Annotated in this window: 5 protein-coding genes and 1 pseudogene; 2 read left to right on the top strand and 4 right to left on the bottom strand. The window is 66.3% G+C overall.

Features of this window, described 5'->3' with window-relative positions; genetic code table 11:
• Positions 1-114 precede the first annotated feature (114 nt).
• Positions 115-632: pseudogene (locus FGL98_RS24615) on the bottom strand (transposase); the annotation flags it as partial.
• Between the two features lie 404 nt (positions 633-1,036).
• On the opposite strand from FGL98_RS24615, the gene FGL98_RS24610 reads away from it, so the two are divergent.
• Both FGL98_RS24610 and FGL98_RS24605 read left to right on the top strand, forming a co-directional pair.
• Entirely contained in the window at positions 1,037-1,318 is a 282-nt protein-coding gene (locus FGL98_RS24610) for a DUF6788 family protein (RefSeq protein ID WP_146321459.1), read from the top strand.
• Entirely contained in the window at positions 1,315-2,382 is a 1,068-nt protein-coding gene (locus tag FGL98_RS24605) for an IS701 family transposase (RefSeq protein ID WP_146321457.1), read from the top strand. Before FGL98_RS24610 ends, FGL98_RS24605 begins: the two co-directional genes overlap by 4 nt.
• An 80-nt stretch (positions 2,383-2,462) precedes the next feature.
• Here the strand turns inward: FGL98_RS24605 and FGL98_RS24600 are convergent, their stop codons facing one another.
• From FGL98_RS24600 to FGL98_RS24590, 3 genes are all read right to left on the bottom strand, one after another.
• Positions 2,463-3,047 (bottom strand): tyrosine-type recombinase/integrase, encoded by a 585-nt coding sequence (locus FGL98_RS24600; RefSeq protein ID WP_146321455.1) that lies wholly within the window; start codon positions 3,045-3,047, stop codon positions 2,463-2,465.
• Positions 3,044-3,979, bottom strand: coding sequence for a tyrosine-type recombinase/integrase (locus FGL98_RS24595; RefSeq protein ID WP_146321452.1), 936 nt, complete (start codon positions 3,977-3,979; stop codon positions 3,044-3,046). The genes FGL98_RS24600 and FGL98_RS24595 overlap by 4 nt, the downstream gene beginning before the upstream one ends.
• Positions 3,976-4,498: tyrosine-type recombinase/integrase (locus FGL98_RS24590; protein WP_222432405.1), on the bottom strand; the 523-nt coding region annotated here is incomplete at its 5' end. The genes FGL98_RS24595 and FGL98_RS24590, both read right to left, overlap by 4 nt.

Genomic DNA, 4,498 nt, shown 5'->3' with positions numbered 1-4,498 from the left:
GCTGCTCCCACCCTCACCAGCGTTCCCTGGGTCAGGCTGCCGCCAGCTTCACCCGACCGCTGCGACGGCCAAGCGATGCAGGTCTTTCACCTCCATCCGAAACAACAGCGCCTCGTGGCGCACCACGTGCTCGTCGACGCCGATCACTGCGACGCCATCGAACCGAGCCGGGTCATCGATCAGGGCACGGCACCCTTCGGCCAGGACCGCGTTGTTCGCGGTATTCCACGTGACGGCGAGGCCTTCGGCGATCCGGGCGACGGTCAGGTGCTGGCACACGATGGCCTCCAGCGCCCATCGCAGGCCGCGGCGTGACAGCTTCGCCCGCGGTTCGGCGGCCTTGCTGGTGTCCTGTCGCCACACGTGCCCTTCCCGGTGCACCGGTACCGGCGGATCGTGAGCACCAGTGTGGTCGGGCGCCAGCCGAGTGGTTCGTGCGCGAGGCGCCGGGTCACCGTGTCGCGTGGTCTGCCCTCGCAACCGCACCGTCGGCACCAGCCGTCCTGTTCGATGACGCGGCAGGCCAGGACTGCACGGTCTCGCTCGAGTCGCTGCCCGGTCACGACGAGGCCAAGCTCGTCGAGGCGGCAGAAAGTGGTCAGATCGGGACAGGTGAAGGTAGCGTCAGGCACGTCGAGGTCTTTCGGATGGTGAGCGTCAGAACTCCCATCATCGGAAGACCTCGACCCTCACCCCGGCAACGACGCGCCGACAGGTTCTACACCCTCAACGCTGAAGAGCCACTAATGTTATTGGCATGCGAAGCCATACGGACGCGGTGCACGTAGCCAGGGTTAGATCGTCTCACGTGGACAAGACCAGCGAGCGGCGGCAGTACGAGACCGCGCCGTATCTGAGATAACTGACCAGTGGAGTTTCGCACTTCCTGACGTGATTGGACTCGACGCGGAGTGCTGACCGGCGACTCGTAGACGACTCGCCGAAGATCGTCCCCAGTACCGATGCCATACGCGAGAAACTGGTCTATCTGCACGCGACACGCGTGCAGATAAACCAGTGAAGGGATGGTGTCGAGATGACACCTGACAGTCGGTTCCCGCGCAAGATCCGCGGCTCGGTCGTGGTCCAGCGCCGCCGCTGCGGAAAGCAGTCCTGCCGATGCAGCGACGGCACGCAGCTGCACGAGAGCATCGTGCTGAGCTACTCGCAGGGCGGGCGTAACCGCACAGTGATGCTGGCGCCCCAGGACGTCGCGAAGGTCCGCGTGGCTGTTGAGCGCTACCGGAGCGCACAAGCGGACCTGGAGGCCGAAGGTAACGCCGGCCTGGCCGCGCTACTCGCGCGCCGGGCGAGGTGACCAGCTTTGATGCGTTGCTCGACCTGTTCCGCGGAGTCTTTACCGCGCCGAGCTTCGCGATCTTCGCCGACCTGATGAGCGGATGGGTGTGCGCCCCGGGACGACGCACCATCACCGCGATGATCACCGTCGCGGATCCAACCGGACGACGTGCGCACGACGCGTATCACCGGTTCGTGCGCGACGGCGCCTGGTCCACCGACCGGCTCTGGCGGGTGCTGACCCGCCACCTGGTCGCCACGTTCTGCCCGAATGGGACCGTCGAGGTCGCCTGTGACGACACGCTATTCCACCACGAAGGTCGCCGTGTCGAGGGTGCGGGAATCTTCCGTGACGCGGTCCGCTCCACCCTCAAGAAGGTCGTCTACGCCCGCGGTCTGAACCTGGTCGTGATCACCCTGACGATCCACCCGCCGTGGGGTGGGTGCCCGATCGCCCTGCCGGTCAACGTCCGAGTCCACCGTAAGCACGACGTGACCAGCACCGTGGCCCACGCCACCGAGATGCTCGAGCAGCTCACCGATTGGCAGCCGAACCGGCGCTTCCACCTGGTCGCCGACGGCGCCTACGCCACCCTCGTCGGAGCAGACCTGCCCCGAGTGGACGTGACCTCCCGGATGCGCCGCGACGCCGCCCTGTACGAGGCACCGCCACCGCGCACCGGCAAGCGGGGCCGCCCCCGCCTGCGAGGCCAGCGGCTGCCCACCCCGACCCAGCTGTCCGAGCTGACACCTGATGACCAGTGGACCACGATCTACGCCGACCAGCGCGGCACCACCATCACCCGACTGGTCCACGTGCGCGATGTGCTGTGGTACCAAGTGAATAGGCACGCCCTGGTCCGGCTGGTCATCGTGCGTGGCCCCAACGGTGCGCAGCCCGATGACTACTTCGTCACCACCGACCTGCACGCCACCGCCACCGACGTCGTCGAACGGTACGCCGACCGCTGGTCGTTATGGCGAGCTCGCCATAACGACCACAATGCCGAGGAGCGGATTATGCCGAGCGCATGGCCAGATGCCCGTCGTGCGTGGTGGGTTGGGTTGGATAACTCGGCATAATCCGGCGATGCGGCTGGGGTCAGAGCGTTTCGAGGAATGCGAGTAGTTCGTCGGGGGGCCGGTAGCGTCCCGGGTCGACGTCATGCGGCCGGTGTGCAACGCTGTTTGCGCCCCTTGCCGGTGCACTGGACGTAGGGGCCGTGCCCGAGGTGAAGGTCCCTGCATCTGAGGCCGGTCAGCTCCGATACGCGCAGCCCGGTCCGGACCGCGAGCAGTATCAGGGCATGATCGCGGCGGCCCCACCATGTGCTGGTGTCCGGTGCTGCCAGGAGCGCGTCGATCTGCTCGTCGTCGAGGAAGCACACGACCTTCTTGTCATAGCGTTTCGGTGGGATGGCCAACACACGGGCGATCAGTGCGGCATGCTCGGGATGTTGTAGCGCGGCGTACCCGAACAGGGCGTGGAACGCGGCCAGTCGGGTGTTGCGGCTGCGCACACTGTTGCCTCGCTCGTGTTCCAGGTGATCCAGGAATGCGCCAATCAGTGACGCGTCGAGGTCCTCAATGCTCAGTCTGGTCGGTGGGATACCGGCTCGTTCGGACACGAAGACGAGCAGCAGCCGCAGTGTGTCGCGGTAAGAGGCGATCGTGTGCGGACTGGCGTTCTTCTGCCGGACGAGACGATCCGTGAAGAACGCCTGCAGGGTCGGGGCCAGCGCAGTCATGACTCACCCTCCTCGGTTTCGATGTAGGTTTCCAACCGATCGGCGGCCAGCGTGAGCAGCTCAGGTGCGGCCGAGAGGTACCAGTAGGTGTGGGCCGGCCCGGTGTGACCGAGGTAGGCTGACAGCAGTGGCAGTCTTGCCTGCACGTCGTCGCCGGCGCGATACCACTGCAACAAGGTGCTCACCGCGAACGAGTGCCGAGCGTCATGGATCCGTGGCCGGCGGGCGTGTGGCGGCGGTTCGATACCAGCCTGTGGAAGCAAACCGCGAAACGTCTGCGACACCGTCGTCGGCGATAGCCGGGCACCGGTGGTGGAGAGGAAGAACGCGTCGGTATGCGGGTGCTGCCACAGCCGGTCCCGCAGGTGCTGATAGTCGGTGAGCGCGGCCACCGTCGAGGGGTGTATCGGTAACCGCCGTGTCTTGCCGCGTTTCGCTGCGCGGATGGTCAACACTGCGGCTACTGGGTCCAGGTCGGCTCGGTCCAGCCCGAGTGCTTCGCCACGGCGGATGCCGGTGGCGAACACCAGACCGATGAAGGTCTGCATCGTCGCTGCCTTCAGCGGTGAACGAAGTGTCCCGGCCGCCTCGATCAGGGCAGCGACCTGCTCATCGGAGTACAGGTACGGCGTCATCCGCTGGGTGGGAGCCGGCAACAGGCCAGTCGGAGGGACCTGCGTATGGGGGTCTGACGCCTGCCTCCAGCGGGCGAAGTCGCGCACCACCGTCAGCCTCCGGGCATGCCAAGCCGGCAACGTGCCAGGCGGCGAAATGGCCCACTGCACAGCCAACTCGATGGTGATCGTGTCGGTGTGACGGGCCTGCAAGAAATCGACGAACTGACCGAGTAGCAGCCCCGCGTCGTAGAGTTTGAAGCCAAGGGCGCGCCGCACGCGCAGGTAGTCCGCTGCTGCGCTTCGAAGCGTGTTCATCGCGCGCCTCCAGCGTGCGGCCATGGCCGCGCCACGATGGTCAGGGCGACCTGGTCGACCTTGGCGTAGGCCGCGGTGTGTCGCATGTTGGCATGCCGCAAGACCTGCTGGATCTCCGGAAATGCCGCGCCGGCACGCAGCAGTTCGGTGGCGGCGAAGTAGCGGAGCCGGTGAGCGGAGACACCTGGTAGCCCCGCTCGATTGGCGGCCCTGGTTACCAGGGACGACACTGTCGCGGGGGTCAGCGGGCCCCGTGGGGCTCGCACCGTGGTGAACACGTTCGGGCAGTCACACCGTGGCCGGCCACGGCGTAGCCAGCCGGCGACTGCCTCGCCGACATCGGCCGGCACGGGAAGGTGTTCTTCTCGATGGCCCTTGCCGCGGATCAGGACCTCCGAGGGTGTCAGATGGTCTGTGTAAGCAGTGAGGCTGATGTTTAAGGAGTTCACTGTGAGCATGACTGATGAGAAGACGACGAATGGGTCCGAGGCCGGCCCGACTGCGAAGGTGCCGGTGGGT

The sequence above is a fragment of the Leekyejoonella antrihumi genome, from assembly GCF_007845645.1.
Taxonomy (GTDB): domain Bacteria; phylum Actinomycetota; class Actinomycetes; order Actinomycetales; family Dermatophilaceae; genus Leekyejoonella; species Leekyejoonella antrihumi.
The sequence above is the reverse complement of the archived record's forward strand: the minus strand, read 5'-3'. Positions and strand labels throughout refer to the sequence as shown.